At 38.1% G+C, this 26,673-nt stretch carries 27 protein-coding genes and 6 pseudogenes; 14 read left to right on the top strand and 19 right to left on the bottom strand.

Going from position 1 to position 26,673, the window contains the following annotated elements:
• Positions 1-52: 52 nt before the first annotated feature.
• From CCK98_RS10880 to CCK98_RS35245, 3 genes are all read right to left on the bottom strand, one after another.
• On the bottom strand, positions 53-241 hold the full coding sequence (locus CCK98_RS10880; protein ID WP_088086596.1) for a hypothetical protein: 189 nt from the start codon (positions 239-241) through the stop codon (positions 53-55).
• 1,033 nt (positions 242-1,274) lie between these two features.
• Complete coding sequence (locus tag CCK98_RS10875; RefSeq protein WP_088086595.1) at positions 1,275-2,516, bottom strand: NADP-dependent malic enzyme; 1,242 nt, start codon at positions 2,514-2,516, stop codon at positions 1,275-1,277.
• Positions 2,517-2,607: 91 nt separating this feature from the next.
• Complete coding sequence (locus CCK98_RS35245) at positions 2,608-2,754, bottom strand: hypothetical protein (protein ID WP_179195760.1); 147 nt, start codon at positions 2,752-2,754, stop codon at positions 2,608-2,610.
• 407 nt (positions 2,755-3,161) lie between these two features.
• Between CCK98_RS35245 and CCK98_RS35240 the strand changes: the two genes are divergently transcribed.
• The gene (locus tag CCK98_RS35240; protein WP_180247431.1) at positions 3,162-3,338 is read left to right on the top strand and encodes a hypothetical protein; all 177 of its coding nucleotides are present in this window, start codon (positions 3,162-3,164) and stop codon (positions 3,336-3,338) included.
• A 103-nt stretch (positions 3,339-3,441) separates the two neighbouring features.
• On the opposite strand, the gene CCK98_RS10870 is transcribed toward CCK98_RS35240, so the two are convergent.
• From CCK98_RS10870 to CCK98_RS10835, 9 genes are all read right to left on the bottom strand, one after another.
• Entirely contained in the window at positions 3,442-3,837 is a 396-nt protein-coding gene (locus tag CCK98_RS10870; RefSeq protein WP_256942310.1) for a phage integrase SAM-like domain-containing protein, read from the bottom strand.
• A gap of 603 nt (positions 3,838-4,440) precedes the next feature.
• Positions 4,441-4,611 carry a hypothetical protein gene (locus CCK98_RS35960; RefSeq protein WP_218780150.1) on the bottom strand — a complete coding sequence of 57 codons (171 nt, stop codon included), beginning with the start codon at positions 4,609-4,611 and terminating at the stop codon, positions 4,441-4,443.
• A gap of 3 nt (positions 4,612-4,614) precedes the next feature.
• Positions 4,615-5,226: an enoyl-CoA hydratase/isomerase family protein gene (locus CCK98_RS10865; protein ID WP_218780149.1), complete on the bottom strand. Its 612-nt coding sequence runs from the start codon at positions 5,224-5,226 to the stop codon at positions 4,615-4,617.
• Between the two features lie 201 nt (positions 5,227-5,427).
• On the bottom strand, positions 5,428-6,417 hold the full coding sequence (locus tag CCK98_RS10860; protein ID WP_373408490.1) for an acryloyl-CoA reductase: 990 nt from the start codon (positions 6,415-6,417) through the stop codon (positions 5,428-5,430).
• 147 nt (positions 6,418-6,564) lie between these two features.
• A complete protein-coding gene (locus tag CCK98_RS10855) occupies positions 6,565-7,869 on the bottom strand; it encodes an acetyl-CoA hydrolase/transferase family protein (RefSeq protein ID WP_088086594.1) in 1,305 nt (434 codons plus the stop codon).
• A gap of 108 nt (positions 7,870-7,977) precedes the next feature.
• A complete protein-coding gene (locus CCK98_RS10850) occupies positions 7,978-8,763 on the bottom strand; it encodes an enoyl-CoA hydratase-related protein (protein WP_088086593.1) in 786 nt (261 codons plus the stop codon).
• 12 nt (positions 8,764-8,775) lie between these two features.
• Entirely contained in the window at positions 8,776-9,627 is an 852-nt protein-coding gene (locus CCK98_RS10845; protein ID WP_088086592.1) for a 3-hydroxybutyryl-CoA dehydrogenase, read from the bottom strand.
• Positions 9,628-10,012: 385 nt separating this feature from the next.
• A complete protein-coding gene (locus CCK98_RS10840) occupies positions 10,013-10,789 on the bottom strand; it encodes a helix-turn-helix domain-containing protein (RefSeq protein WP_088086591.1) in 777 nt (258 codons plus the stop codon).
• Positions 10,790-10,837: 48 nt separating this feature from the next.
• A complete protein-coding gene (locus tag CCK98_RS10835) occupies positions 10,838-12,376 on the bottom strand; it encodes a class I adenylate-forming enzyme family protein (protein WP_088086590.1) in 1,539 nt (512 codons plus the stop codon).
• Between the two features lie 229 nt (positions 12,377-12,605).
• On the opposite strand from CCK98_RS10835, the gene CCK98_RS37025 reads away from it, so the two are divergent.
• Positions 12,606-12,722 (top strand): alpha/beta hydrolase fold domain-containing protein, encoded by a 117-nt coding sequence (locus CCK98_RS37025; protein WP_088090364.1) that lies wholly within the window; start codon positions 12,606-12,608, stop codon positions 12,720-12,722.
• A 198-nt stretch (positions 12,723-12,920) separates the two neighbouring features.
• Here the strand turns inward: CCK98_RS37025 and CCK98_RS10825 are convergent, their stop codons facing one another.
• Together CCK98_RS10825 and CCK98_RS10820 are read right to left on the bottom strand one after the other, a co-directional pair.
• Positions 12,921-13,271: a tyrosine-type recombinase/integrase gene (locus CCK98_RS10825; protein WP_088086589.1), complete on the bottom strand. Its 351-nt coding sequence runs from the start codon at positions 13,269-13,271 to the stop codon at positions 12,921-12,923.
• Between the two features lie 301 nt (positions 13,272-13,572).
• Positions 13,573-13,905, bottom strand: a pseudogene (locus tag CCK98_RS10820) (response regulator transcription factor); the annotation flags it as partial.
• A gap of 358 nt (positions 13,906-14,263) precedes the next feature.
• On the opposite strand from CCK98_RS10820, the gene CCK98_RS10815 reads away from it, so the two are divergent.
• From CCK98_RS10815 to CCK98_RS10795, 5 genes are read left to right on the top strand one after another with little or no spacing between them, the layout of a single operon-like run.
• Positions 14,264-14,509 (top strand): hypothetical protein, encoded by a 246-nt coding sequence (locus CCK98_RS10815; RefSeq protein WP_024030851.1) that lies wholly within the window; start codon positions 14,264-14,266, stop codon positions 14,507-14,509.
• Between the two features lie 16 nt (positions 14,510-14,525).
• Positions 14,526-14,894 carry a spore coat protein gene (locus CCK98_RS10810; protein ID WP_088086587.1) on the top strand — a complete coding sequence of 123 codons (369 nt, stop codon included), beginning with the start codon at positions 14,526-14,528 and terminating at the stop codon, positions 14,892-14,894.
• An 18-nt stretch (positions 14,895-14,912) separates the two neighbouring features.
• Positions 14,913-16,049: a zinc-dependent alcohol dehydrogenase gene (locus CCK98_RS10805; RefSeq protein WP_088086586.1), complete on the top strand. Its 1,137-nt coding sequence runs from the start codon at positions 14,913-14,915 to the stop codon at positions 16,047-16,049.
• Between the two features lie 17 nt (positions 16,050-16,066).
• Positions 16,067-16,261, top strand: a complete 195-nt coding sequence (locus tag CCK98_RS10800) for a hypothetical protein (protein ID WP_088086585.1) — start codon at positions 16,067-16,069, stop codon at positions 16,259-16,261.
• Positions 16,262-16,279: 18 nt separating this feature from the next.
• Positions 16,280-16,579, top strand: a complete 300-nt coding sequence (locus CCK98_RS10795; protein WP_088086584.1) for a spore coat protein — start codon at positions 16,280-16,282, stop codon at positions 16,577-16,579.
• A gap of 235 nt (positions 16,580-16,814) precedes the next feature.
• Here CCK98_RS10795 and CCK98_RS10790 read toward each other — a convergent pair whose 3' ends face one another.
• The 3 genes and pseudogenes from CCK98_RS10790 to CCK98_RS10780 form a co-directional block, all read right to left on the bottom strand.
• Positions 16,815-17,909 carry an L-dopachrome tautomerase-related protein gene (locus tag CCK98_RS10790; RefSeq protein WP_088086583.1) on the bottom strand — a complete coding sequence of 365 codons (1,095 nt, stop codon included), beginning with the start codon at positions 17,907-17,909 and terminating at the stop codon, positions 16,815-16,817.
• A gap of 779 nt (positions 17,910-18,688) precedes the next feature.
• Positions 18,689-18,942, bottom strand: a pseudogene (locus CCK98_RS36155) (hypothetical protein); the annotation flags it as partial.
• A 68-nt stretch (positions 18,943-19,010) separates the two neighbouring features.
• Positions 19,011-20,051 (bottom strand): DUF3231 family protein, encoded by a 1,041-nt coding sequence (locus tag CCK98_RS10780; protein ID WP_088086582.1) that lies wholly within the window; start codon positions 20,049-20,051, stop codon positions 19,011-19,013.
• A gap of 433 nt (positions 20,052-20,484) precedes the next feature.
• Between CCK98_RS10780 and CCK98_RS34805 the strand changes: the two are divergent.
• From CCK98_RS34805 to CCK98_RS10755, 4 pseudogenes are all read left to right on the top strand, one after another.
• Positions 20,485-21,089: pseudogene (locus CCK98_RS34805) on the top strand (transposase); the annotation flags it as partial.
• Positions 21,090-21,144: 55 nt separating this feature from the next.
• Positions 21,145-21,189 (top strand): annotated as a pseudogene (locus tag CCK98_RS37020) (hypothetical protein); the annotation flags it as partial.
• A pseudogene (locus CCK98_RS10760) lies at positions 21,170-21,394 on the top strand (recombinase family protein); the annotation flags it as partial. The pseudogenes CCK98_RS37020 and CCK98_RS10760, both read left to right, overlap by 20 nt.
• Positions 21,395-21,914: 520 nt before the next feature.
• Positions 21,915-22,381: pseudogene (locus CCK98_RS10755) on the top strand (VanW family protein); the annotation flags it as partial.
• A gap of 43 nt (positions 22,382-22,424) precedes the next feature.
• Here CCK98_RS10755 and CCK98_RS10750 read toward each other — a convergent pair.
• Entirely contained in the window at positions 22,425-23,000 is a 576-nt protein-coding gene (locus CCK98_RS10750; RefSeq protein WP_026576175.1) for a helix-turn-helix domain-containing protein, read from the bottom strand.
• 92 nt (positions 23,001-23,092) lie between these two features.
• Here CCK98_RS10750 and CCK98_RS10745 point away from each other — a divergent pair, with 92 nt between their 5' ends.
• A complete protein-coding gene (locus tag CCK98_RS10745) occupies positions 23,093-24,322 on the top strand; it encodes a benzoate/H(+) symporter BenE family transporter (RefSeq protein ID WP_179195759.1) in 1,230 nt (409 codons plus the stop codon).
• Between the two features lie 219 nt (positions 24,323-24,541).
• Here CCK98_RS10745 and CCK98_RS36785 read toward each other — a convergent pair whose 3' ends face one another.
• Entirely contained in the window at positions 24,542-24,661 is a 120-nt protein-coding gene (locus tag CCK98_RS36785) for an ATP-binding protein (RefSeq protein ID WP_306298929.1), read from the bottom strand.
• Between the two features lie 459 nt (positions 24,662-25,120).
• On the opposite strand from CCK98_RS36785, the gene CCK98_RS10735 reads away from it, so the two are divergent.
• Entirely contained in the window at positions 25,121-25,384 is a 264-nt protein-coding gene (locus tag CCK98_RS10735; protein ID WP_088086578.1) for a hypothetical protein, read from the top strand.
• Positions 25,385-25,681: 297 nt separating this feature from the next.
• Complete coding sequence (locus tag CCK98_RS10725; protein ID WP_088086576.1) at positions 25,682-26,365, top strand: site-specific integrase; 684 nt, start codon at positions 25,682-25,684, stop codon at positions 26,363-26,365.
• Positions 26,366-26,673 lie beyond the last annotated feature (308 nt).

The raw sequence follows: 26,673 nt of genomic DNA, 5'->3' as shown, positions 1-26,673 counted from the left end.
AATAAATGAAGATTTGAGCACCTAAAAGTACACAGTGATGATTTAGAAATATCTAAGTAACTCGAATTCTACCAACTCTTCTATTTCGATTACGATCTTTATTATTCAGTGCTATTTGAGATTTAGGAATACCTGGAAATGACATGAGGCCAGCCTTAAACAGGGCATATCCGATAAAGGTAGCAAAGAACGTACTTCCGATCAGAAACCAGATGAGTCTTCTGCCAACATTGCGTAACATGATTTCACCTCTTTAACCTCTCATTGATGATAAATATGATGAAATCATCTTTTTTATGTCGTCTTATTCAACTCTGCCATCATTCTTCCTGCCCGAGAATTCTAGAGTTTTGCTGTAGATTTCTGAGTACTTCTTGAACCTTTTCGCTGAGATTTCCGAACGGACTGCATAAAAAAATCCACCTTTCTTAAGAATTTGGTGGATTTGAAACATTAGTACACCTAAAATCAGTCGCACTAGTACTATGTAATTTTTTAAAAAAATACTGGTGAATTTTTGCTTTCAACTAACTGTTTAAACAGTCGGAAAAACAGAGCTAATAAACAGTGGAAGCCCTTGATATTACTGGGTTTAATTGGCGGGACTGCGTGGGAATCGAACCCACCAGACCTGGCACGCAGTTCTCAGGCAGTTTTGAAGACTGTGGAGGACACCAGTGGTCAAATCAGCTTCAAATTTCCCAGTAATATCAAGGGGCCTCGGCAGTCTCTTGATAGGTTTTTAGACCGTTTTCCCTAAACCTCTACAGTCTTCATTTTAGAATAAATATTTACTTAAGACAATTTAAAATATTATCCAAAAGCTCAATTTATTAATATCTCATGCTGGAGTTTATACTTTTTTAAAAGTCACTAATACGTGATTTAATTATAGTATCTTGTACTTAATTTTATGAACAGACCGCTTTTCTGAACCACATCAGCGGCTGCACTAAACAAGAAAATTTTTTGTAAATTTTTTTAAAATTTTAAAAGACTCGGATGTAAAGATCATTTTCCAGTTGGACCAACATACTGAGCCTAAAACCTTTACAATAGTAGCTATCACAAAGAACTATAGTGGCTTGCCAAAAAGAGAAATCTGAACTTCCGCGAGTTAATTAAGCTTCATAGTTACTACCCCTTCTTCCTTATAATTCGATAACGTTTTCAATCATTTTGTTACTTTGCACTAAATGAAACTTCAGAAAATTTATATTAAATTTCTGAACAACTAAAGTAGTAGAGAAACTTTCTTTGTTGTTCAGTAAGAATTATACAAAAACAGGTTGTTCTTCCTCTTCTAATAGGCGCCTTTTGATTTCTTCTCCATTGACATATTTTTGTGATACTCCTGTTACTATTGCAGCGTTCGCAACAGCTGCTGCTACATTAGCCACTACTCGCCGGTCAAATGGATCTGGAATCACATAATCCGCGTGAAGGTCTTCATCTGAAATCAATCCAGCAATGGCATAAACGGCAGCAAGTTTCATTTCCTCATTAATTGCTTTTGCACGAACGTCTAAAGCACCACGGAAAATGCCAGGGAATGCGAGGACGTTATTCACCTGATTGGGGAAATCAGAGCGTCCAGTTCCTACTACGAGTGCCCCCGCTTTTTTTGCCTCTTCCGGCATAATCTCAGGTATCGGATTGGCCATGGCAAAAATAATAGGATTCTGATTCATAGAACAAACCATTTCCTCCGTAACAATACCTGCAGCAGATACCCCCACAAACACATCAGCCCCAACAAGAGCATCTGCTAATACACCTTGTTTTTGTTCGCTATTGGTGATGCATGCCATTTCCTCTTTAAATTGATTCATTCCAAACGGGCGGCCTTTATAAATGATTCCTTTGGTATCACATAAAATGACATCTTTTACACCCATTTGAAGAAGCAGCTTAACAATCGCCACCCCTGCAGCACCCGCCCCGTTTGCTACAACACGAATGTCTTCAATCTTTTTTTCAGCTAATTTTAAAGCATTGATTAACCCAGCAGCAGTTACAATGGCTGTTCCGTGCTGGTCATCGTGGAAAATAGGGATATTACAAACTTTTCGTAATCGATCTTCAATTTCAAAGCAATGCGGTGCTGCAATGTCTTCTAAGTTCACTCCGCCAAATGTCGGCTCCAATAAAGTAACGACCTCCACAATCTTGTCCGGGTCCGTTGTATCTAAGCAAATCGGGAATGCATCGACACCCGCAAACGATTTAAATAACAAAGCTTTTCCTTCCATGACCGGCATGGCCGCTTTCGGACCTATATTTCCAAGACCGAGTACTGCTGTTCCGTTCGAAACAACAGCTACCAGATTTCCCTTCATGGTATATTCATAGGCTTTGCTTTCATCTTCATAAATGTCCAAGCATGGCTCCGCTACACCTGGAGAATAAGCAAGACTTAAATCTTTTGCATTACGTACGGGAACTTTTGAATGAACACCAAGCTTTCCTCGATTTTCCTTGTGCATCTTTAATGCTTCTTTACGTAAAGTTGACATATAATGTCTCTCCTTAATTTAATAGATGTTTGTTTTAGTAAACAAATAGTTAAAAAATTCTCAGACCTCTGAGTAAGATCTTAAACAGTAGCTAAGCAACATAATGATCATTAAAGTAAACAACCTCGGAAAGAATCTTGCATCCTTGAATATTCTTGAAAGCTTCCCTTGCTTCATTTTCTGTGTCAAATTCAAACATCGAAGTATTTTCCTTTGAATAGACTGTGATTACCCACATATAAAATTCCCCCAATAAAAGATTACTTTTCTCTTTTCCCATAGACTGATTGATAGTTTCTAATACTGTAGGTTTAATTTATATAAGGAACTACATAATCATACGTAAAAATACAACACAAATTAAAATTTTCAAAATATATTTTGCATTACGTACGGGAACTTATGAATGAACATCAAGTTTCCCTTGATTTTCCTTGTCCATCTTTAATGCTTCTTCACGTAGTGTTAACATATCAAAGTCTCTCCTTTTGTAATACCGTGTTCCTTCTATCATATACCCCAGGTAGGTATATTCGTAATATCCTCTATAATTCCGTCAAATAAATAATATCAAAAAGGAAAACGCTTACAACTTGGCGAATATATACTTTGAGTTACTAATAGAAGTACACGGAGGGATGTCTTTTGATGAACTGCAAAAAATGTGAAAAAGAGTTTTATTTCCAAGTTACGGAAATGAATGTCCCTGGAGGCAGAGAGCGTGAGTATATAAATTGCCCCCATTGCGGTGAAACAAATGGTTCAGTTGTAACGAGCGGTGTCGTGTATATTCATAAAATTGAGGAAAACTCTAAGAATTAATTATCGATACTTTACACGACAATTGGGCCCTTGAACATAGGGCTTTCTTTTATTTTTGTACAAATAAAAACGCCACCCGTTAAGGTGACGCAATTGGTAAACGTTATTTAAATACATAATTCAGCGTAGGTGCCCTAATCGGCTTGAAGCTTTTATGTATCGGCTCATAAATCCACGCCTTATCCTCGTAACAATAGCGTAAGAAAGCACGCATAGTCCTGACGCGAATGTTAACAGTCCCTGGCTTATAGTTCATTTCTTCGATCATATACGTAATCCATCCGACGAATAATTCGGTAGTCATTTCCTCCGCAGTATGTTCTTTTCCGATATATGTCTTAAAATATCCGAAATTATTATAGTGCTCTTGAATAGTCCGTTTCGCCAGTCCTTCGCCCTTCTTTACAAGCATATACTCCTCAAACATCTCCGTTATAGTAAGCGAAAATTCAACCGGAACATGCCGTTGTTTTCGTCGAGTTAAACCTTTCCGCATCATAAATAAAAAATCCCCTTCCGCAAATATGGTAGCGTAAGAGGACGAATAGTTTTCGGCAACTATCAAAACAGTTTTACCCGTCAGCCTTAAACAGTCTTATAACGAGACTGGGCGGAAACTGTGAAAGTTAACGGATCAATCAACGGCAACAATCACCGAGTCAATCATCGTCAAACCCTTGCGGGAGTATAATCGTTGGCGGGACTGCGTGGGAATCGAACCCACCAGACCTGGAACGCAGGTCTCAAGCAGTTTTGAAGACTGGACTTTTATTTTATGATTTTTTCTTGTAATTGAAACAGAATAATCCCCGCCATCTAAAGTTAAAATGGGTTTTAAGAGGAAAGTGTCATCAGTATTATTCAATTAAATCACTAGTACTTTTGTCAAATCCATTAATATCATTTTACTTTAATCATTAGTATTTTAAAACAATCTGATTTAAAAAGTCCTCCAACTAAAAGTAAATAGATCATTATGTTTGACCCAATAGTTATCCTCAATTCAACTATAGACCCTGTTCAATAAGAAAAAACGATCAAATAATTTTGAAACATAAAAAAGAAGTAGCATAAATATCTGCCACTTCTCTCCTATTTGTTGTTATTTTAAATAATCAGGTTCACGTTTTTCTAGAAATGCAGAAATCCCTTCTTCTCCCTCGTTACTACATGCTCTTTCAGCAAGAAATAAAGACTCCATACTCATTTGGGACTCAAGTGTTTCTTGTATAGAATGATAAAATAATTTTTTGGTTGCTCCAAATGCGTTCATTGGTCAATTTGCTAGTGTCTCGGCTAAATCAAGGACACCAGCCATTAATTTATCATTAGGAACTACATGATTGACGATTCCCCACTCATTTGCCTCTTTCGCACCCAATAATCGATTTGTATACATTAACTCTAATGCTCGTTTCATCCCGACAATACGAGGTAAAAAATAACTTCCTGATCCATCGGGTGTTAAACCTATTTTATTATAAGCCATTACAAATTTTGAATTTTCCGAAGCATAGACAAGATCACAAGCACATGCAAGACTCATTCCTGCACCAGCAGCTACTCCATTAACGGCTCCAATTAACGGTTTATTCATTCTTACTAAATATGAAATTGCTTGGTGTAAATAAGCAGTCACACTTTTCAGATGTGAGCTAATTTCATCACCTTCATTAGCAAAACTTTTTAAATCCCCACCAACTGAAAACTTATTTCCAGCTCCAGTAATAACCACTGCTCGTATTTTTTCGCTTTCCGAACAAAAGATAGCTACATCCATTAATTCCCTTGCCATTTGCAAATCCAATGCATTCCCTACTTCTGGACGGTTTAAAGTTATAATTCCAACATGATTTTCAATTGATAGATGTACACTGTTATTTTCCATTTGTTTTACCCCTTTTAAAGAAAACCATTAAGCCCTAACTCCCTTCTAAATCTGTTAGTCATCTATATTGACATCTGGCTCTTATATAATCCCCAGTTGTTTTGTTTGCAAAGGTGTCCGTGGGGGTTTAAAGGATTAGCAGAGTTATAAATAGGTAACATTGAAAAAGTGAAGAGAATTAATTATCTGGTCACCTTTTTATCATAATTTTACAAGTGTTCTTCCTCGTGCTTGACCTTTAAGTAGAGTAGGTAGAACATCTGGAAGTTGGTGAAGTGTTACCTCTTGTTGAATGAATTCTTCTAGGTTTGATGGTTTGAAATCTGTAGCTAAACAATTCCATACTTTCAATCGTGTTTCCATCGGGCAATAGACAGAATCGATTCCTAGTAAGTTTACACCCCGTAAAATAAAGGGGAAGATGGTTGTCGAAAGCTTTGTTCCTGCTGTTAACCCACTTACAGCGACTGAACCCCCATATTGTATTTGACTTAATAGAGATGCTAATGGTTCACCACCAACTGGATCGACGGCAGCTGTCCATTTTTGTTTGCCTAATGCTCTAACTTTCCCATCAAAGACCTCATCACGTGAAACAATTGAAGTCGCTCCAAGTTTTTTCAAATACTCTTGTTCAGATTCTTTACCTGTACTTGCTTCAACTTGATAACCGAGAGTTGAGAGAATAGAGACAGCAAAGCTACCAACGCCACCAGTGGCACCTGTGACAAGCACCCTTCCCTTTTCAGGAGAAACATTATTTTCTTTTAGTCTCTGGACGGATAATGCAGCAGTAAAACCAGCTGTTCCGATAATCATTGCTTCCTTTAACGTAAGACCTTTTGGAAGTGGAACAATCCACTTAGCCGGAATACGAGCATACTCACTATAACCTCCGAAATGGGAAACACCGATTTCATAGCTAGTAGCAATAACCTCGTCACCTTCTTGAAATCGAGGATCTTCAGATGAAACAACGACACCAGCTAAATCAATTCCAGGTACAAAAGGATAGGTCTTGACGATGTTACCATTAGGAATAGTAGCGAGACTATCTTTATAGTTCACACCAGAATAACGGACGGAAATCAATACTTCTCCCTCTGGTAGATCTTGAATCGTTAACTTTTGAAGTTCCACAGAAAATTGTTCTTCTTGTTTATTGACTACTAGTGCATCAAATGGGCGCATGATCGTTATTACTCCTTTCGATTTTAAAAAAATCTCATAAAATGATTTATACAAAAAGGGAATCATTATCATAGAATGATTCCCTATAGGATTCAGTAGATGGAGCTTTACTCTTAAAGATCGGGTCTTCTTTTGCTGTAATATTGCTTATACAATATAGAAGTTTTTTTGTGGAAGGAATCCACGTTTGACAGCGTCGAAAGCGAGTTGTTCCCTGAATTTCGGATGGGCAATGTTGATCAGGGCTTCTGTACGCTCCTGCACGGTTTTGCCTTTTAGTTCGGCTTTCCCATACTCAGTCACAATGATGTCAACGTCATTTTTGGACGTAGTCACAACTGCACCATGTGGCAGTGCAGGAACAATTTTTGAGATGGTATCATTTTTCGTTGTAGAATACAGACAAATGATTCCCCGGCCATTTTCGGTAAGGCGAATTCCTTTTGTGAAATCTCCCTGACCCCCTGAAGAAGAATAGTATTTTCCGTTAATCGTTTCAGAGTTGCACTGGCCAAGGAAATCAACCTCAACGGTGGTATTGACAGATACAAGGTTGTCCAGTTGGGCAATATTGCGGACATCGTTGCAGACATCACATGGCAGCATGAGAATATCCTGATTATTGTCCAAGAAATCGTACAATTTCTTGGAACCGAGGGCAAATGTGGCCGTTGTTTTCCCTTTGAAAATCTTTTTATTCGCATTTGTAATGACGCCTTTTTCATATAAGTCGACTACTTTGTCAGGGAGCATTTCTGTATACACCCCAAGGTCACGGTGGTCTTTCAAATACTCCATAACCGCGTTAGGCATCGAACCAAAACCAATTTGGATCGTGTCACCGTTGTTAATTAATTCTGCGATTGTCTGACCAATCTTCATGTCTTTTTCGGTAAGTTTAGGATCAGGAAGGGAAGGCAATTCGAAATCGTTTTCGATTAATGCCGTTACCTGGCTGATATGAATCCGGTTTTGCTCCCCGAATGTCCGCGGCATATTTTTATTCACCTCAACAATGATGGACTTCGCATCTGCGAGTAATGGTCCAACATAGCTGACGCCTGTTCCGAGTGAAAAATATCCTTCTTCATCCATCGGAGAAACCACTGCCATAATGACCGGGTTGGGTGTTTGACGCTTCAATAATGAAGGAATGTCGGAAAAGTGGTTGGGAAGCAAATCGATTGTTCCCTCGCTGAAGCCTTTGCGGTCAAGGCCACTCAGGAAAATGGAAACTTGCTTGATTTTTTCCGGTTCAAGATCAAGAACTGGTAAGGCAGGGAGCATACGGAAAAGTCTGTTCCCTAAAAGTCTTCCGTTAGACGGAAGGGCTTCCAACAAGGCGGGTGGTTCACCAGTAATCGGAATAATGATTCCATCCCCTGGCTCAACAAAACGCACAGCTTCTTCTGCAGAAAAACGCTTAGCTTTATAAACTTCTTGGTAACTCATTACTTTTTCCTCCTTCTTTATATGTAAAAAGATATAAAATCTGTCCATCTATAAGTTTTGCAATCTGCCAATAGTCTTTCACAGACAATTCGGCCAACTTTTCTATTCCTACTCCCCTTTAAACGTAACCTTCCGTTTTTCCAAAAATGCCGACATTCCTTCTTTTTGATCTTTAGTGGAGAAAAGCGAACCGAATAATTCAGCTTCAAGGGATACGGCCCGTTCAATGTCCAGGTTTACTCCCTCATTAACAGCTTTTTTGGTAAAGCAAACTCCGAGCGGTGAATTGGCAGCAATTTTTTGCGCCATTTTTATTGCTTCAGAAAGAACTTCAGACGAATCGACGATACGGTTAACTAGACCAATTTCATTAGCCCGTTCGGCGTTAATCATTTCACCGGTAAACAAGATTTCTTTCGCAATCCCAAAACCTGTAAGACGAGCAAGCCGTTGGGAACCGCCGAATCCTGGCATGATGCCAAGTGTAATTTCAGGCTGGCCAAATTTTGCTTTGTGGCCGGCAATCCGAATGTCACATGCCATTGCCAATTCACAGCCGCCCCCGAGAGCATAACCATTTACAGCCGCAATGACTGGCATTTTTAAATTCTCTAATTTAGAAAATGCCTTATTTCCCAAGGACGAAAATTCACGGGCTTCTAAGACATTTTTATTTTGCATTTCCGAAATGTCTGCGCCGGCAACAAATGCTTTTTCTCCGGCTCCAGTCAAGACGACTGCGCGGATGGATGAATCTGCATCGATGATGTCAACAACTTCCGATATTTCTCTTAGTACATCTGTGTTTAAAGCGTTTAAAAACTTGGGTCTATTGATGGTGATCACAGCTATATTTTCATCAACGGTAAAAAGAAGCGTTTTAAATTCCTTCATAATTGGTCTCCTTTATTCATAGACATAGAATCCGCGTCCGGATTTAACTCCGAGCCATCCTGCTTCCACATACTTTCTAAGGAGCGGGCACGGGCGGTATTTTGGATCCCCGAATCCTTGATACAGCACTTCCATGATTGCAAGGCAAGTGTCCAATCCAATATAATCAGCGAGAGTGATCGGTCCCATCGGGTGATTGGCACCGAGCTTCATTACTTCATCAATGCCTTCCGGGGTGGATATCCCTTCATAAACAGCAAAGATTGCCTCGTTAATCATCGGAACAAGAATCCGGTTTACAGCAAAACCCGGAAAGTCTTTGATGGACACAGGCACCTTTTTCATGCTTTTAGCCAGGTCTTCAATGATGGAAAATGTATCTTCAGATGTAGCCAATCCGCTGATTACTTCCACCAGTTTCATTACCGGAACAGGGTTAAAGAAGTGCATCCCGATGACCTTTTCAGGCCTTTTTGTAACCTTGGCAATTTCTGTAATTGGCAGAGACGATGTATTGGTGGCGAGGATTACATTTTCCGGTGCAATTTCATCCAGCTTACGGAAAATCCCCAGCTTAATCTCCTTGTTTTCTGTTGCTGCTTCAATCACCAATTGGACATCTTTTGTGTCCTCCAGATTGGTCGAAGCCTGGATTCTGGAAAGAAGCGCCGCTTTTTCTTCTTCCGTTTTACGTCCCTTTTGTAGATCACGGTTCAGCTGCTTCGTGATTTTATCCAATCCTCTTTGGACAAATTCTTCTTTTATATCATTCAAGACAACCTGGTAACCTGTTTCTGCCAGCACCTGTGCGATTCCGCTACCCATTTGCCCAGAACCAACTACCATGACTTTTTGAATTTCCATTGATAAACTCCCCCAGTACTTTTACATGAGAATGAAATTCCCTAATCCATCTGAATATAAGGAAATAATATGTAATCGGTCACAATTAAATTATAATAAAATACTAAATTTTCTTGTTTTAAAATTATCTTCTCATTATTTTAATTATTTTGCTTTTTTGTTTTTGGCTGTTTTCGCAAAGATTGTGGTTTTTCGTACGATATGTCTAACCCGCATGAATTAACGGATCATCGACACCTTCAAATTCAGAGCCATTTAATTGCAACAACTCTTTAATAATTAAAATAATCGTTTGAAAAATAATAAGTTTTAAAATTATCTTCTTTTCAATTTCATTTTTCTGCTCGGTTCCCGAGTCTTCATCGTCAAAAAAAGACCGTCCATTCTACGAATCGGTCTCTGAAAACGTACACATATTCCTGTATTCTTTTGGAGTTTGTCCTTCCTTGCGTTTAAAACTTGTTGCAAAATAGGCCGCGCTTCCAAACCCTGTGAGGTTTGCTATGGTTTCAATTGGCATCACTGTAATCTTTAGGAGATGCTTTGACTTCTCCAGACGGTAATCGGTTAATAATTCAACAAAAGTCACTCCCGTTTCTTCTTTGAATAAACGGCTGAAATACGATGGACTGAGGTAGACCAAATCGGCTGCTTCCTTTAGATGAATAGGCTTATGATAATTCAGGTGGATAAATTTAATGGCCGTTTGGATCGGGTTTCCCAGGTCAGTTTCCAATTCTCCTGCATCAGGCTCCTTCTTCGTTTCCAAATAAGGCAATGAATCATGGAGCAGTCGGGCAGTATAAAGGCGGTCAAGGGTCTGCAGCAATTCCCCGTTGGCAATAGGCTTCAGCAAGTAGGCTGAAAAACCAGCATTCATGCAGGACTGGACGGTTTTGAACATTTGCAGGTGCGTAACAACAATAACATGGAGGGTTGGATGGATTTCCTTCGCTTTTTTTCCGAACTCGATTCCGTCCATATCAGGAAGTGACAATTCCATCAATAGAAAAGCAGGACGCTTTTCCTTAATGAGCTCGATCCCCTTATTTGCCATTTCTTCCTTCCAAATGGGAGTGTCCATAAATTGGCTGTTTTCTATGATGGATTGGACAGCCTCCCATGTTTCCCTATCATCATCCACAATTAAGATTCCGTTCAAGAAAACACCTTCCTTTTCTTTAAAAATTTTGTCAACAGAGCAAAATTTTTAAAAAGCTACTTCACCATAATTCCCTTCCTTTAGTTGGCGCCGCAAAATTTTCCCCGCTGAATTTTTAGGGATTTCCTTAATGAATATATAATTTCGCGGCCTTTTGTAATTCGGCAGCCGTTTATGCATTTTGCAAAAATAGTCGAGCGCCTGAGGGGTCAATTCTTTGTCATCCGAAACGATAAAAGCTGTAACAATTTGTCCCCACCGTTCATCATCCTCACCAACCACCACAGCCTCCCTTACACTATGGTGTTCAGCCAAAACTTTCTCGATTTCCTGCGGGTAAATGTTTTCCCCGCTGGAAATGATCATGTCATCAACCCGTCCCACGACATGAAGATCCCCTTCCTCATCTATAAACCCGACATCACCGGTAAAGTACCAGCCATCCTTGATTGCTTTTCTTGTTACGTCAGGCCTGTTCCAATATCCTTTAAAAGCCTCCGGTGAACTTATATCAACAAGGATTTCACCTATTTCACCCTTCTCCGTTAACCAGACAAGCGGTTTTTTCCATTTGCTGTTCGGATTTACCAGCCTGATCCGTTGATGGATCCCTGCTTTCCCAGCGCATCCTGGTTTCTTTCTAACATCTGGAAAGGTGCTGAAAGTATAGATTTCTGTGCTCCCGTATTGGTTAACAAAAAAGTCGGGAGCCATAAGTTCCCCACATTTTTGGATCAGGTGGCTTGGCATCGGACCGCCGGAGTATACAATCGTGTGGATTGTGGAAAAATCAACTGCTTTTGCATATGGGTGAGTGACAATATCATGATACATAGTCGGAGTCAGGAAGAGGCAGCTAATCTTCTCTTCTGGAATCATTTTTAGTGCTTTATAGGCATCAAAATCTGGAAATGGAACATAAACACCATTGAGGAACGTCATTGCCAAAAGGGAACGAAGCCCAATGGTATGGGACAAAGTTGGTATTCCATAGGTCCTCTCAAACGGCTGATAGCTGCACTGAATAATATGGGCCATGGTTGAAGCATATTCATTTATGTGGGAACGTGGAACTCCTTTTGGCTTGCCGGAAGTACCGGATGTATACAAAATAACAGCCAGGTCGTCATCATGTGCAGGATAAGGCTCTACCTCCACGATAACTTTGTTTAACAGCTCCCCGTAACTCATGTCACCCAATGAGTCTTCCAATCCGATCAATAACGGACGCTCAACATACTTTTGGTTTCTTATTAGATGTTTACTTGCGTCTTCAAACACGATGAATTTGGTTTCAAGGTCATTTACACAATAAAGGATTTCTTCTGTTGATGAACGTAGATTAATGGGTGCGAAAACGGCTCCTAATTTTTGTATAGCCCAAAAGACAACGGCCGTTTCCATTCTATTTTTCAAAAGGACCATGACGCGGTCCCCACTCTTTAATCCAAGCCTGTGGAAAGAGGAAGCAACCTGGTTCACTTCTTCTGAAAGCTGGGAATATGTGGTTTTCCTATTTCCATGGATCAAGGCTGGATAGCTTGGATAACGAGCGGCAGAAAAAGAGAATAGTTGGTATAAATTCAAAGCGATCAGGTCCTTTCATTCAATTTTCTACCAGGAACAAGTATTTTTTATTCACAAATAACCATCAATGTAAAGAGTTATGTATTCTTTTTAAAATAAAATGATTGTCTACTACTATATCACACATCTATTTATTTCGATTTAACTTTAAAAATTTCTAATATCAATATTATAAATATTCGAACGTTATATTTGAATCCAATTTTTTGTCCCGGCTATTTAGAACTTCATAAAATGCGCTCACCAGTTCCACGATGCTCGATGTCGTTCATTTTCAAACGAGACCCAATGTATTGTTATTTCTGTAGAATATAGCCTCGCACCTGAACACAAATCAAATTTCTAGTTGGAATGGAAGATGTCTATCTTGCTACCAAATGGTTATTTAGCAAACAAGAGAAAAGAGCCGTCAATCAGTAATCAATTGTGATTCTATTCGTGGATCGGGCCCTAATTTGGTACAAATAGAACAGTTCTAATTATATTCTGATAAAAGAAAACAATAAGAAGGAGTGTAAAGTAGGTGAAAAAAGTTAATGTTAGTTTACGGCCCATTGTTATGCGGTTCCAATTTGATGTACCCACTCTTTAAATCTACATTACTTCTCCTCATATTAAGAAGTTCTGATATTCTTACCATTGTATCTAATAATACATAGATCATGACTTTATCTCGAAACCCAACAAACCTTGAGTCATCAATTTGGTTCAGTAGTGCTTTTATTTCAGCTGGTGTAAAGGATTGTATTTCATCTTCTGGAGTTTTAATCGGCTTAAACTTTTCGTGAATTGGAATTACAATCCATCCTTCTTGATAACAATGTCGTAAGAAAGCTCGATTTGTTCTAATCCGTACATTAAAAGTAGTTGGTTTTAAACCTTGGTCATTGAGCATATAGCCAATATAATTTCGAAACTAATCAACCGTAACTTCTTCATTAGGAACATCCCCTCCCAGGTAATTATTGAGATAATGAAAATGTTCATAATAGCCTTGAATTGTTGGCTTTGCTAAACCCTCAATTTGTTTGAAAACCATAAATCGCTCAAACATTTCAAACAGAGTCATTTTTTGTTCAGTTTGTTTGAACCGTTTAATATTCTGTGTACTTCTTAATAATACTTATTTGAAATAGAAAAAAGCTGACTATTCAAAAATAGCTCTCTTTTTATGATTTTACGCTTATGTATTTTTTCTAAAGATGTATCATTCCACTTTCTAGGGCAACAGCGACCGCTTCTGTTCTAGTGTTAACACCAAGTTTATTGTAAATATTCGTTAAATGTGCCTTAACGGTTCGTTCGGCAATACCCATATCAAAGGCTATATCTTTATTTCGGTATCCTTTGGCTGTTGCTTGTAAAATAAACAGTTGCTTTTCAGTTAGTTTATTGGCTTCAAAGGGAGCTATAACCTTGGATTTCTTTTCTTTAGCTCCAATTAGTTTGGCCATGATTTCTGGTTGTAATAATGTTTCACCCCTGATAGCAGATTCAATCGTTCGAAACAGATCTTCCCGGCCTGTATCGCAAGGGATGTGAAGTTTGCGGAAGACTGTGCAAACTTCATGATTTCCAATGGATGGTTTGAGGAACCGCCAAGTTCCGTTGATCGGCGAGAATTATCTTAGTGAAACTTCACAATAACTGCGATTTTACGAAGTACACAAAACCCCTTGAGCACCAAGGGGTTTTGTGTACTTATCAATTATCCATGCAAGTACATATTGCTGAATTAGCGTCTTAGTGCTAAATTAATTTTCTACACTTTACGAATATTCTAACCATTAAATATAATTTACCTATCTTTTTAAAAAATTATAGAATGTTTCCTCCTATACTTGGAACAATACCATTGTATTTACGTAGAAAGGTGGGTAATTAGAAATGGATATTCAAAAATTAGCCGATCATGAGTCATTGGATCTACATGAAGTTATTAATTTTAAAACCCTTTGCTTAGCGAAATCAAAACTAATGCAAGGACTGGTATTTGATCATGATTTGAGAGCATTAATGCAAAAAGATGTTGAACAATCCATGCAAGCGCTTGGAGAATTACAGGCAATTTATCAACGTGCACCTTTTGAAGCTCCTGTTCCTCAAAACCGGCCAACACCAATAATAAATTGAAAAGGTGGCAAATTCATTGAATCATGACTATTTAGACCCTATAAACTCACTACACGTACCAGAGCTAGCAGATACCACATTTGCGATGGATTTACTTCTTCGTGCCAAAGAAGGTGTTCGCAATATTGCTGTCGCATTAACGGAGTCCGCATCACCTGATGTTAGAACCCTCTTACGAAACCAGTTAATGCAAGGGATTGCCATGCACCAAGAAATTACAGAACTAATGATTAATAAAAAATGGTTCCATCCATACGAACTAAGTGAACAATATCAATTAGACCAACTCTCTGCCAACAATACATTGATGATTGGCAAAATGAATCTATTTCCTGTTGAGACCAATAGAAAGGGTATGTTTGACCGGACACCTGATGAACACTAACACTGGAGGCTGTATAGCATGAAGGCAGTAACGTATCAAGGTATTAAAAATGTTGTAGTCAAAGAAGTTCCAGATCCAAAGATTGAAAAACCAGATGACATGATTATTAAAGTAACGAGTACAGCTATATGTGGGTCTGATTTACATTTAATTCATGGCATGATTCCTAACCTGCAAGAAAACTATGTTATTGGCCATGAACCAATGGGAATCGTCGAAGAAGTTGGTCCAGGTGTGACTAAGCTAAAAAAGGGAGATCGAGTAATTATCCCCTTTAATATAGCATGCGGTGAATGCTATTACTGTAAAAACCAGTTGGAAAGCCAATGTGATAATTCTAATGATAATGGTGATATGGGTGCCTATTTCGGATATTCTGGTACGACGGGTGGCTATCCAGGTGGGCAAGCTGAATATTTAAGAGTGCCGTTTGCCAACTTTACTCATTTCAAAATTCCAGAGACTTGTGAAGAACCAGATGAAAAGTTAGCAGTTATTGCCGATGCGATGTCTACTGGTTTTTGGAGTGTTGACAATGCAGGCGTAAAGGATGGAGATACAGTTATTGTTCTTGGCTGTGGTCCGGTTGGTCTTTTTGCTCAAAAATTCTGTTGGCTAAAAGGAGCAAAGCGTGTCATTGCCGTAGATTATGTAGACTATCGTTTGCAACACGCCAAACGTACCAACAAAGTTGAAATTGTAAATTTCGAACACTTTGAAAATGTGGGAATGCATTTGAAAGAAATGACGAAAGGCGGCGCTGATGTTGTCATTGATGCAGTTGGTATGGACGGTAAAATGACTGATATAGAATTCCTTGCGAGCGGAATGAAGCTTCAAGGCGGAGCATTCGGTGCGTTTATCATGGCTTCACAAGCAGTGCGTAAAGGCGGGACAATCCAAGTTACAGGCGTTTACGGTGGCAGATATAATGGATTCCCAATGGGAGATATTATGAACCGAAACGTCAATATCCGCTCTGGGCAAGCACCTGTGATTCACTATATGCCATATATGTTTGAATTAGTTTCGACCGGAAAAATTGATCCAGGAGATGTCGTGAGTCATGTACTTCCACTTAGTGAAGCAAAGCGTGGGTATGAGATTTTTGACACAAAAATGGATGATTGTATAAAAGTCGTGTTGAAACCTTGAGGAAGGAGGTATAAAAAATGAACTACGCCTTACATGAAGTTCTTGAGGTCCATGAGATGGCTGCATTTAAGACCACTTGTTTGACTAAGTCCAAAACGATGAAAGGGTTAGTTACAGATCAGCAATTAAAAGATATTATGCAGCGAGACATTGATGTATCTACGAGACAATTACAAGAATATGCTTCTATCCTTTCCAACGCTAAGCAGTAAATTAGGAGATGAATGAACATGAATCCAATCATTGAAAATTTAACTGGCATGAACGCACTATCGGATCAAGTGGTTACAATGGATTTATTGATTTCAGCTAAAAGTGGAGTTAGAAATTATGCCATGGCAGTTACGGAAACAGGAACGCCCGAAATTAAAGAAATGCTCACTCGCCATTTAATGGAAGCTCTTGATATGCATGAACAAATTTCCTCATATATGGCAGAAAAAGGATGGTATCATGCTTGGGATACAAACGAACAAATCAATTTAGATTTAAATAATATCAATACAGCATTGAACTTACCCACTCTATAAAAATAAAATAGGAGCAGTTTAGCATTACCAACCTAAACTGTTCCTAATAAACCATTTATATTTAAATGATGTAAATATACGATTTCCCTCCTTTTGCGACCACCATTTTCTTTTACAATTACAAATTTGATGTCTTTTCTTTTATGAATAGAGCTATATTAAGCTAATTAAGACCTATTGGCTCCATGCTTACCAGTTCAAATTTCACAAAAAAATGAACCAACTATTTTTATTATCAAATGGTAGGAGCAGGAAATTCATCAATTTTCATACGAAGTAAACTATAAGGTTTTTGTCGCAGGTCTTTTCCATAATGAAACCTTGCCTGCCGATGTAATTGGTTCACAATGACATATAAGTTTTCATCCGGACCAATCGAAAAAGTATCCGGCCATAAAATTCTCGGATCATGTGCGATGGTTTCCATTGTGCCATTTGGCAATATCTTTCGAATACTATTGTTCTCATAATCTCCAGCATAAACGGCCCCTTTTGCATCTGTAATCATTCCATCAGACGCACCTTTTTCTCCCCAATACTCCACATGATAAAGTAAATCCATGTCCGGTATATTTCTGTCTCTCAGGGCTTCTGTTGAGATCGAGAACAGATGACGACTTGTTAGTGGACAAAAAAATAATACCTTTCCATCAGGAGAAATCGCAATACCGTCAGACGCCAATCTAAATGGAGAAGTCCCGCCATCTTTATTTCGATTCATCAACACTTTTCCTTCTACTTTCGGTATAAAATAGGGATCGGGTGAAGTTGAATTTGCTCCATTTAACCGTCTAAACGCGTTTCCATTTTCTAAATCTACGACGATAATAGCTCCTGGTCCTTTGGAAGAAGAATCCGTTATATAGGCATAACCTGCATTTCCAACACGCAAATCAAATCGGACATCATTCAGGTAAGTTGTTGGCAGGACAACATCTTCTGTAAAGGTATATACTCTTCTAATTGTATTGGTTTTTAAATCAACAGCGACTAATTTTGCCCCACCTTTAATAGGTTCAGAAAAATTGGGTGCCGCTGTATCTAATACCCAAAGCGTTCCCCTTCCATCAGCAACTACACTTTGGACACTGATGAAAGTCATTGTGATATTCTCGGGGTTAACCAAATTGTTTTGTAAATTAGGATAAGGCTGCAATTTATCCTCAACAATTTCCGCCACCGTAAATTTAACATCGTCTCCCCATTTCGGAAAACAAATGAAAATACGACCAGTTTCCGAAACACTAACACCTGTAGGCATAGTACCATAAAATGCATAAACTAGTTCTAACTTACCGAAATATTTTTCAATAGGTAGCATAGGTTTCATGATATCCTCCTCAACCATTTAAACGGGATATCACCTATATATGATTTATATTTTTTCTAGTGCATGTTTCTTAATAAGTTTTTCTATACGAAAAGATGATGGAATTGATTGTTTTCGAAATTTAAAAAGTCTGTCAGGCGAAACTGCGTATGCTTTAAAAGCAAATGACAAGATGAAGAAATTCAGGTATTAAACAGCAGCATCATCTGGTTCCCAGCTTCGCACTAAAGTATATACCCTTTTGATAAATACCACTCCCCCCTGTAAAGAATATCTGTATTTCGATATTTTTTCACCTACAGGAGTGGGGTATTTTCATAGTCAGTAACCCGCATAACCTAAAAGTATATATCCCTCCAACCTGTTTTCGATGGATAATTAAGACCAACAAAAAACATTCCTTCAATGAAAAGTGCTATAAATAAATGTTCTTCCCTTACATATTAGCAGCTTGTACTTAGCTTGATTTACAACATCTTCAACAGCGTTTGGTTTCTTTGTTTAGTTGACAGCCATGTTTGTGGAATATGTCGGACCATCAAATTAAATATTTACCACACTGACCACCCTATCCCTCCCATTCAAAAATTTCCTCTTGTAATAAAAATCCACTTTCCTCGCAATCTAAAACTTTTATATAAAAATAAGGGGAACACCCGTTTAAAATGTACCCTTTGTAAAGGACATTTAAAAAAGGGTTAGGCAGGTATATGGAACTCGAGAAGATCATCAATTTCAATATGACAAGGAAAATGACGAGGTTACATGCCCTGCAGACTTGCATCTTTAAAAGCGTCCCACATCGCAAAAAAGTAAACACATGGATAAAACATAAGCCATTGATATTTTGTATGGTCAATGGCGTTTTCAATTCACCGTTAAAACTAAGCATGATTAATTCATTAAAATGAGAGCGGACATTAATCACAAATTCTAATGAAATAAAAAGAATCCCTTTGAGGTATTTCCCATTAAGTAATTGACCAAACCCTTGAAGGGCTATACTCCATAATAATTTTTCTTTTGGATTCACATTTGTCTAACCTTTTTCTTTTGGATTTTAAAAAATAAATGTTAAATTATTACTGAATTTGGAAAGGGTTACTCATCGTTGGCTAACAAATTTCTATCAACTGCAAATGGTGGTTGTTCCATCCAACCGTTTTCTATCATTATTTTTGCTGCTTCTTCAACAAATTGTGCTATAGTCATTAATGACTTTGTATACATGAGTCCAATATCGTGTCTACCGTCTACAGCCGCAGAGTTTCCATAAGCCCTAATTTTCATGGAAAACATATCCGCCTTATGGTATAACATTATTTTATCCGAAAAAGGAGAAAATGTTGATTTGGTGACCAAATGGTCAAGAAATGATGGTGTAGGTAAATCTTCTTTATGTAGTTTTGCCATGTAGGTTTCAATGTGTTTATGAGTAAAATCCTTGCCTTTTAAAAACAAATTTCGTATCTTTTCAGATTTAACCACTTGACTAAATGCCATTATCAGTGCTTTGCTTGTCACATTATTTTCAATATTATCGTAAAGATGGGTAATTTCTAATGCATGTAAGGGTCTTACATCTCCAAAAAAACCATTTAAAAATTGGTGCTTTACAAATTCAACTTTGTCGGGAACGGGAATAATAGGTGGTTTAATGATTAAACCTTTATTCATTAATATTTCTTTGATTTGTTTCATCAAGGCCATCGTGGAATCCATACAATAAATAAAAAACTCTTCTACATCCCTCCTATAAACAAGTGGTATAGCAACGTTATAAATACTCATTCCCGCTTTTGCAGCATACCTTAAATAGTGTACATAATATTCATCTTGAAATAACCGAGGGGCACCAAGATTAACGTCTTCTTGTTCCGAAAAACCTTTTGGTATTGGGAAATCTTCTTTCTTGAAAATCTCTTCCGTGGTTTTTAAGAACTCTGTGCTTAATTTTAATGCGTTTTCTAATAATGCTTTAATATCTTCATTCTCAACATGTTGAAGGTAATACTTTATAATGCATTTTGCCATGCTGTTTCCCATATAAGTCGCCCACAGTTTCGCCATTTCGGCTGCGGTTAGTTCTTCTTTTAGGTCTGATTTTGTAGAACCAACTTTAATTGGTTTGATCGTGTCCATAGAAAAATCTCCCTTTTATTGTTTTGCATAGTATTTTCCTTCAATCGAAATCATATTCTGCCTAAAATTTTTCGTAAAATTGTCTTTCACTTTATTCAACTAAACCGCCACGTTAGTCGAATAGGAAAAAGGCTGCCGCAACAGCCTTACTTTCTTGAATTCAAGCACCCATTAGCCACCCATGAAGCGCAAAAATAAACGCTTCACCACAGAGAATGAAAATGGTTTTAAACCGTCAATACTGATTCTACGGCTGGGAGATGAAGGTCGATGAACTATGGTGCGTTAGAGCCCATCCGTTAGTCTGACTCCAACGACCACGGTGCACAACTGACTGTCGCTCCCTTACGGGAAGCACACATGGTAGATTAATCCTATTCAGGTTACTGCACCAGCCTCCAATATATTGTGAGCCGTAGAAAGGATGTTTTCAATGGAAGTTGTCATTGAAAGAGCATGCGGTATGGATGTCCATAAGGACAATATTATTGCCTGTATTTCGACACCCGAAGGAAAGGAGATTCAAACGTTCTCTACTAAAACTGTATTTCTTTTACAGTTTGTTGACTGGATTAAACAACATAATTGTACCCATGTCGCCATGGAGAGCACGAGTGTTTATTAAAAGCCTATTGTGAATTTACAAGAAGCTGAGAATATTGAGTTTTTAGTGGTGAATGCCCAACATATGAAGGCAGTTCCAGGACGAAAGACAGATGTGAAGGATGCAGAATGGATTGCCAAACTTCTTCGCCATGGACTACTTAAAGCCCGTTATATCCCTGACCGAAATCATGCGTGAACTCGTTCGCTATCGTAGAAGTATTATTCAAGGAGCGTGATAACCGAATCCAAAAGGTGTTAGAAGGCGCGAATATTAAGTTGGGGTCGGTTGTTTCAGATGTGTTGGGTGTTTCAGCACGAGATATGCTTGATGCCATTGCCGATGGTGAAGAGGACCCTGAAAAACTAGCAAACTTTGCACGCCGCACTATGAAAAAAAAGAAAGAAGAAATAGAACTTGCCCTAAAAGCTATATCAATTCACATCAACGCCTTCATAAAATTGACCGTTTGGCAGATCAACAAGAGACATACCTAATATTGTTCATGAATTACAAGAGAAAAACATCGGTGTTGTATTCATCAAGGAACAGAACCACTTTTCAACTCCGGCTGGAAAGCTCATGTTTACCCATGATGGGGGCTATTGCTGAATTCGAGCGCGATCTCATCAATGAACGGACCAAAGAAGGGCGAGAACGAGCGAAAGCACAAGGGAAACACTTAGGAAGAAAAGGACAGGACACTACAAAGACGGTAGTATTTACGGACCAGGCTTAACGGATTTTCCTTATTAAGAAGGCGACTATGTAACGATTGTTGTCCGCTATTGGACTAATAAAGAAGTTGAAGATGATCTATATTATCATGGACATATAGCACAATTAGAGGACGAAAGAGTAGGTTTTTGGGCTGTTTTAGATGATGACCCCGATCCAGGAAGAATTTTTCCACTTTGGAGATATAGAGGCCGTGTTTGATGGAGATAAAATTCCCTTCTTGGGTGGCTGGACTAAACGTATTAAACTTAAAGAATAGTTGCGTTAAATAACAAAGCCTACTCAATTATGTTGGAGAAAGGCTCTCAGACAAAATTAGATTCAGTTCTTTGGGTAGTTCTGCGAATAAAAAGACAGAGGTGCCCCTGCCACACTTGTTTTAAAAATTGAATAAATCCTATCTGTTTCCTTGGATAGAATTTAACATTCTGATTATGATAAGACTATAGATACTTGTAAGAATGGCACTCCCAATGCCAAACCATGCTATAAATTCTAAGGTTTTTTCCTCTTTTTTAAACAACAGTAATAACCCCCTTTCCATACTTTCTGCAGAAGCAATAAATAACTATGTTCTATTCCCTGGTGAAGTATTCTCGTTTAATAAAGTGGTTGGAAAAAGAACTGCATAAAAACGATATAGACCTGCAACCGTGATTATTAAAGGAGAATTTTCCGAAGATATTGGCGGTGGAATTTGTCAAGTATCTACCCCCTTTTCAATGCTGTCGATAATGCGGGAATAAATGTGATTCAACGCTCCTCACGCAGCAGGGAAGTTTCATACGTTCCTCCTGGACGAGATGCCACAGTGAGCTGGAATGGGCCTGATTTAATTTTTAAAAATAATTACAACCAGCCTATCCTCATTCAGGCGAAAACACTAGAGGACAGATTGTTAGTTAATGTTTATTCTTCTGATGTCATTACTTATAGACCTAAAAATGTTCCATCTCTTCCAAAGGATCGAAATTACATGCCCAAGTGAGGTTACTCACTTGGGTTTTTATAGAAAATTTAATCTTAGAGTGTTAAGAAGGATATCTCACCACTACATGTAACACGGCCTCTTCATCACCGATATTCTTATAAAGATGTTTGCTCGCAGCTTCAAACTTAATGGAATCAAACTGTTTGAGTTGGTATACCCTCTCCTCTACTTTAAAGCTGATATTTCCCCTCATTACCGTCACAAATTCCATTGCTCCTTTATGATGCGGCTCCGGCGAGTACATGGCTTGCGGTTCAAGAAATGCTCGATATATTTCCATTGTTGGTCCATCTGTATTCCGAAAAACTGTCTCTACTCTCCATGTTTGGTCTGGCCCATAAATCATAAAGCCCTCTCCACATCTCGAAAGATCGACATGATCGTCCATTACTAAAATTCTTGTTAAAGGGATCGATAACCCTTCTGTAATTTTCCATACAACTCCTAATGTGGGATTCGTTTCTCCCCTTTCAATCTTTCCTAACGTGAGCTTGCTAACACCTGTTTTTTCGGCAAGCTCCTCGAGGCTCAATTTTTGTTCGCTTCTAATTTTCCGAAGCAGCCCGCCCATTTGTTGAATTAATTTTCTTGTTTGTTCATCCTCTAATCCCTTCATTCGGTCCTCCATATTTTTTGTATATTTTTATATACATTTAATCAGTTTTAATATATTATACTATACTGTAGCCTGTTTTAGGAGTGAGTACTTTGTGGAAGAAGAATATTGTTGAATTTCCCCGATTATTATCGATTGGAAATATTTCAAATGGTTTTGTGGCCTGGCTATTCGGCGCAACTGGACCATTACTGATTGTTTTACAAGCAGCTTCGAAAGGCCACCTATCTGATTCAGGGATTACATCCTGGATCTTTGCTATTTATGGAATTGGAGGATTGCTATCGATTGGTCTCTCCTTTTATTACCGCCAGCCGATTGGATATGCTTTTTCGATTCCTGGTGCAATTCTTGTCGGAGCATCCTTATCTCATTACACATTTAGCCAGGTAGTTGGTGCCTATCTCGTGACAGGCATCGTCATTTTTCTTTTGGGAATATCTGGAATGATCGATAAATTAATGAAGGTCCTTCCTATGCCAGTCATGATGGGAATGGTTTCCGGCGTCCTTCTTCCTTTTGGTACAGATATGTTTCGTTCTGTTCTCAACAATCCCTTGTTAAATGGAATTCCTTTTCTAGTATTTCTTGTTCTTTCTTTTTTCGGAAAGCTGTCAAAAAAATTTCCTCCCATTGTTGGGGCTATTCTCACATCTATTGTTTTATTAAAAGTATTACCAGGAATTCAAGTTCATGGTGTATCATTTTCTTTGGCGGTACCGCACGTGGTCTTTCCTTCCTTTAATCTATCTGTGATGGGAGAACTGGTTATTCCGTTAGTGCTTACGGTCATCGCAATACAAAATGCTCAAGGAATTGCTGTTCTGGAGAGTTCGAATTATCTCCCGCCCATTAATTCTATGACGCGTTGGAGCGGGATTGGATCGATTCTCAATGGATTTATGGGCGGCCATTCTGCTTGTATTGCCGGTCCAATGACTGCCTTATTAGCAAGTAAAGAATCTGGATTGAAAGAAAATCGTTATGCCGCTGCAATCGTATTAGGAATTTTGTCATGTTTATTAGCTGTTTTTGCACCAATGGCGGCAGCCGTTCCCCATTTGATTCCCTCCTCATTAATTAAAATGCTGGGCGGGCTGGCAATGATTAATGTCCTGATTGACTCTTTGAAGACGAGCTTTTCAGGGCGTTTTAAAACAGGTGCTTTATTTTCATTTTTGATTACGATTTCTGGAATTTCTCTCTTTCATATCGGGGCACCTTTTTGGGGATTGGTTGGAGGAACCTTAGCTTCCTTCTTCTTAGATCGAACAGATTTAAAACCTTCTGCTTCACAGGATCAAACAACTCAATCGGTTTAATAGTCACAAAAAATGGCTTGGAGTTTCCTCCAAGCCATTTACCATTATTCCCCTTTTGTAATATCTGCCAAAATTTCATAAGAACAAAGGCGGGCTTGGTGATCATACACCTGGCATCGCCATAATTTCATCGGCCCCGCTTTCCTCTATAAAGTTCTGAAGCTTTTCTTTCACTGTTTTAGGGTGTAAGCGTCAAGTACATTTGAACAATTTTGCTTATTAAATTTGAACACTTTCTTCTTTAAAAATTGTTTCGCGATGTTTCATCCTATAACTTGAATCATTAAAATGAACAATTTCTGCTCGTTGAATGAGACGGTCCAAGATAGCTGTGGCCACACCTACGTCACCCAGTAACTCGGTCCACTCTTTTGGAGAACGATTAGAAGTTAAGATAATCTATGAATTGTTATATAAGTCATTAACCAACTGAAAAAACAAATTAGCTTCCCTTGGATTCATCGCTGTGGTACATCAAATCATCAATGATAACTAAATGTGATTCTTTTATTCGCTTAATCCTAGTTTGGGACTTCCTCGTTATGTCCATGGTTTTTAAGGTATGAACCAAGTCTCCCATTGAAATAAAGGAGACTTGGTAACCTCATTTAATAGCTTCTAATCCCAGTCCAACTTCCATGTGTGTTTTCCCTTTATGCAAAGCTTTACATAAAGGGAATTATCGAAAGTTTTTGTTTATGGTAAGAAATAAAGTATATGCCCTATTTGAATTGAAATATACGTTTATTTCTTTCCATAACACCTCACAATAGATTTATTAAATCTAGGAGGTGCCATATGGAAAATCGAATTCCCATTGAAGAATTAGTTTCAAAAGTTTTATCTGAATTAGATAGGCTAAATTATGCTTATAACACTATTTGTGGATATCGTGCTTTTTACAAAAGAGTTATTTCATTTGCAAAAGCAAGAGGTGAAATCTATTTTTCAGAAGCGTTAGGAAGAGACTTTTTGACGGAAACTTACAATTGTACTGTTAACTATTATCAGGAGGCTATGCCTAAAGGACTCAAAGGCCCCATTAGAAGAATAAGAGTCTAGGTGATTATCAACTCCATTGTGTGATTATCCGAAGAATCGTAAAAAAGCCAGGATATGTTAAACCACTACAGTTTGAATCAGAACTTACTGTAGAGTCTAGTATATTTCGTAATCATTTCTGCGGTAATATCATTCGAATTCTGAACATTTCTCCTGTCAAGATAATCTATGAAAAAGAACACACGCTGCATACGTATACGTAGACCTCTTTTGGAGTACTCGTTATTTTTGCATTCCTTTTCATAGGCACTAAGCAATGGAAAAAAGGCTGGAGGAGGCGGTCTTTCTGCACAATCAGTGAAACACCATCATCGTCTTATTTTTAAGGCTTTAAAAGATGCAGTAAAATGGCATTTAATTGTAAGAAATGTCGCAGAAGCGGTAACTCCACCGAAAACAAGAAAAGTTGAAATGGAAACATGGGATAATGAACAAGTAAAAATCTTTTTGGATGTAAGTAAAGATTCTTCTTATTATCCAATTTTTTTAACAGCAATTAATACTGGAATGCGTCGTGGTGGAGTCCTAGGGTTAAGGTGGCAGGATATTGACTTTGATAATAACATAATTTATGTTCGACAATCCTTACAAGAAGTAAAAAAGGTAGGTTTAACATTTAAGGAGCCTAAATCAGGCAAAAGTAGGTCTATTTCTATAACCCCTTCCCTTGCAAAAGAATTAAAAAAAATATATAAGCAACAATTAACAGACAAGCATTTATTTGGTCAAGGATATCAAGATTTAGATTTAGTTTTTGCTCAAAAAAATGGAAAACCAATTCAACCTACCGAAATGGCAAGAAATTATCGTAAGATGGTAGAAACAAGTGGATTACCATATATACGATTTCATGATTTAAGGCATACACACGCTACTTTAATGCTAAAACAAGGGATACATCCTAAGGTTGTTTCCGAAAGGCTTGGACATTCGACCATAGGGAACACAATGGACACTTACACTCATGTGTTACCAAAGTAAAGATTTTGAGTTGTTCGCGAACAATTTACCACTCATTCTAACTTCTCTGAAACCCTCAAAAACCGTAATATATCAAGGTTGGCGGGACTGCGTGGGAATCGAACCCACCAGACCTGGCACGCAGGTCTCAAGCAGTTTTGAAGACTGGACGCCTTAATTGTAAATTAATTGATGTTTATGAAATCAGGAGAATCCTCTCAAGATCAAACTCAGATGAGTTTGATAAAGATATAATCACAAGTATTTTTCTATTTAAATCACTAGTATATATGTCAAATCCATTAGTTTTATTTTATCATACCTTTTAC

The sequence above is a fragment of the Bacillus sp. OV166 genome, assembly GCF_900177675.1.
GTDB lineage: Bacteria > Bacillota > Bacilli > Bacillales > Cytobacillaceae > Neobacillus.
The sequence above is the reverse complement of the archived record's forward strand: the minus strand, read 5'-3'. Positions and strand labels throughout refer to the sequence as shown.

Coding starts and splice junctions, on each gene's coding strand:
- CCK98_RS10880 (WP_088086596.1), bottom strand. CDS start 241: ATGTTACGCAATGTTGGCAGAAGACTCATCTGGTTTCTGATCGGAAGT.
- CCK98_RS10875 (WP_088086595.1), bottom strand. CDS start 2,516: ATGTCAACTTTACGTAAAGAAGCATTAAAGATGCACAAGGAAAATCGA.
- CCK98_RS35245 (WP_179195760.1), bottom strand. CDS start 2,754: ATGTGGGTAATCACAGTCTATTCAAAGGAAAATACTTCGATGTTTGAA.
- CCK98_RS10870 (WP_256942310.1), bottom strand. CDS start 3,837: ATGATGCGGAAAGGTTTAACTCGACGAAAACAACGGCATGTTCCGGTT.
- CCK98_RS35960 (WP_218780150.1), bottom strand. CDS start 4,611: ATGAACGCATTTGGAGCAACCAAAAAATTATTTTATCATTCTATACAA.
- CCK98_RS10865 (WP_218780149.1), bottom strand. CDS start 5,226: ATGGAAAATAACAGTGTACATCTATCAATTGAAAATCATGTTGGAATT.
- CCK98_RS10860 (WP_373408490.1), bottom strand. CDS start 6,417: ATGCGCCCATTTGATGCACTAGTAGTCAATAAACAAGAAGAACAATTT.
- CCK98_RS10855 (WP_088086594.1), bottom strand. CDS start 7,869: ATGAGTTACCAAGAAGTTTATAAAGCTAAGCGTTTTTCTGCAGAAGAA.
- CCK98_RS10850 (WP_088086593.1), bottom strand. CDS start 8,763: ATGAAGGAATTTAAAACGCTTCTTTTTACCGTTGATGAAAATATAGCT.
- CCK98_RS10845 (WP_088086592.1), bottom strand. CDS start 9,627: ATGGAAATTCAAAAAGTCATGGTAGTTGGTTCTGGGCAAATGGGTAGC.
- CCK98_RS10825 (WP_088086589.1), bottom strand. CDS start 13,271: ATGCTCAATGACCAAGGTTTAAAACCAACTACTTTTAATGTACGGATT.
- CCK98_RS10815 (WP_024030851.1), top strand. CDS start 14,264: ATGGATATTCAAAAATTAGCCGATCATGAGTCATTGGATCTACATGAA.
- CCK98_RS10805 (WP_088086586.1), top strand. CDS start 14,913: ATGAAGGCAGTAACGTATCAAGGTATTAAAAATGTTGTAGTCAAAGAA.
- CCK98_RS10800 (WP_088086585.1), top strand. CDS start 16,067: ATGAACTACGCCTTACATGAAGTTCTTGAGGTCCATGAGATGGCTGCA.
- CCK98_RS10795 (WP_088086584.1), top strand. CDS start 16,280: ATGAATCCAATCATTGAAAATTTAACTGGCATGAACGCACTATCGGAT.
- CCK98_RS10790 (WP_088086583.1), bottom strand. CDS start 17,909: ATGAAACCTATGCTACCTATTGAAAAATATTTCGGTAAGTTAGAACTA.
- CCK98_RS10780 (WP_088086582.1), bottom strand. CDS start 20,051: ATGGACACGATCAAACCAATTAAAGTTGGTTCTACAAAATCAGACCTA.
- CCK98_RS10750 (WP_026576175.1), bottom strand. CDS start 23,000: ATGAAGGGATTAGAGGATGAACAAACAAGAAAATTAATTCAACAAATG.
- CCK98_RS10735 (WP_088086578.1), top strand. CDS start 25,121: ATGGAAAATCGAATTCCCATTGAAGAATTAGTTTCAAAAGTTTTATCT.